This window comes from Streptomyces solitudinis, assembly GCF_036323765.1.
Classification (GTDB): domain Bacteria; phylum Actinomycetota; class Actinomycetes; order Streptomycetales; family Streptomycetaceae; genus Streptomyces.
On record NZ_JAZDCW010000023.1, the window covers coordinates 1 to 1,725 of the forward strand.

A 1,725-nucleotide genomic window follows, 5' to 3' on the forward strand; every position below is an offset into this window, starting at 1 on the left:
GGTGGACTTCGTCTCGCGCCAGGTGCCGTCCGTCAGGGCGGTGTAGCCGCGGGTGACGCGTGGTTTGACGAGGGTCGCCCTGGTCGTCTTCCACGGCTTGGTCTGGGTGGCGGTGACGTGCTTCCAGGGCTCGGAGATCACCTTGGAGACGATCTCGTCGCCGTCGTAGGTGACCGTCTCCAGTTCGAAGCCGGTGTACTCCTTGTACCCGGTGTAGGCCTTGCCGGTGGAGTCGGTGACGGTCTCGGTGCGGGTGCCGCCGCCGGGCTTCTTGTCGCCGTGCAGGCCCTGGAGGTAGGTGTAGTCGACGCGGGTGGGCATGGTCTGGCCGTCGCCGCTGGTGACGGTGACCTTGCCGTAGCCCTGCCACTGGTCCCAGGTCAGCATCTCCTCGTCGGTGATGCCGTCCTTCTCCCCGTGCCGCCAGCCCGCCGGGCCCCGGTAGTCATAGCGGGTGACCAGGTCCTCACCGCCGCCGGTGCGGTCGGTCTGCACGATCTCGGCGACGACGTACTTGTGGAACCAGTCGGTGACCGGGTCGATACTGCCCGGCGGCGTCCACTTGACCGGGTAGCAGCGCCGGGTCTGCTCACCGGGCTCGGGCAGCGCGCCGGCGGTGCACTCGGCGGGCGCGTAGTTGACATCGAGCTGGGCACCGGTCTCCGTCAGCACGGAACTGAGACGGAAGCGGTGGAAGGGCGCGAGGTTGTCACCGTCCTCGTCCACCCGGTTGACCAGCTGTTCGCCCTGGAGGTCGAGGGAGGGCAGCTTGGCGGTGCCCCCGACACGGCCCTCGTGGTCGATCCTCGACAGCCACAGCGTCTTGGAGTCGTCACCGTTGTCGGTGAACAGGTGCGTGAACCGCCACGCGTCGACACCGGCGTAGGAACCGCCACCGGTGTGCATCTGGGTGGTGACGCCGGTGAGCCGCTTGCGGGTCCAGAAGGTGGCCGCCGACTGGCTGGCATCACACTTCGTGCCCGCCTTGCAGTACCGGTCCACGGGCGTGTCCGGCCAGTGCCGGGCATGGTCCTCGGAGAACTTCCCCGCCGCGCAGTCGAAGTCCTCCGTGGGCAGGCAACGTTCGGCGGTGTGGAAGACCACCCGCGCCGGGGCCTTCGCCTCGAAGACCTTCCCGTGGCGCTGGCCGTAGTCCACGCGCCTGAGGTAACCGCCGCGGGTGTAGGCCGTGCCGGCGACGTCGGTCCTGCCGTTCAGCGCGTAGTGGTTGGTCTCCTTGCCGTACAGGTAGGACATCACGTTGCCGTGCGTGTCCTTCACGTAGTCCAGGTTCCACCGCCACGCCTGCTGGCAGTGCGCCTGCGCGAAGGCGGCGTCGTAACACGGCTCCCCCGCATCGTCACCGAAGACCGGCGCCGTCCACACCGAGTGGGTCTGCTCCTCCCCCGAGGACCAGCCAGGACGCCGGTTCAATCCGAAGTAGTACTCGGTACCGTCGGCAGTGGTCACCCGCCAGTGCTCACCGTTGTCGTCACCGTTCACCGCACCGGTCAGCTTCTCGATCCGGGCACCGTTCTCACCAGTGAGGTGCCACTCGCCGGTGTCGTCATCCCTGATCAGCTCACCCGAAGCACCGTCAAGCATGATCGTGGCGTTGTCGAACGCCCAGCACTGCTCAGCCGAGTCCTCGTGCCCGTCATCCGCACACGGCCTGTAACGCCGCTCGATGAAACCCGGCTCGAAGGAGAAACCCTCACCGACCCA

1 protein-coding gene and 1 pseudogene are annotated in these 1,725 nt (G+C 67.7%); one reads left to right on the forward strand and one right to left on the reverse strand.

What is annotated here, in order from left to right:
• Positions 1–1,470, reverse strand: a pseudogene (locus V1J52_RS25945) (sugar-binding protein); the annotation flags it as partial.
• A 6-nt stretch (positions 1,471–1,476) separates the two neighbouring features.
• Here V1J52_RS25945 and V1J52_RS25950 point away from each other — a divergent pair.
• Positions 1,477–1,725: hypothetical protein (locus V1J52_RS25950; protein WP_330142413.1), on the forward strand; the 249-nt coding region annotated here is incomplete at its 3' end.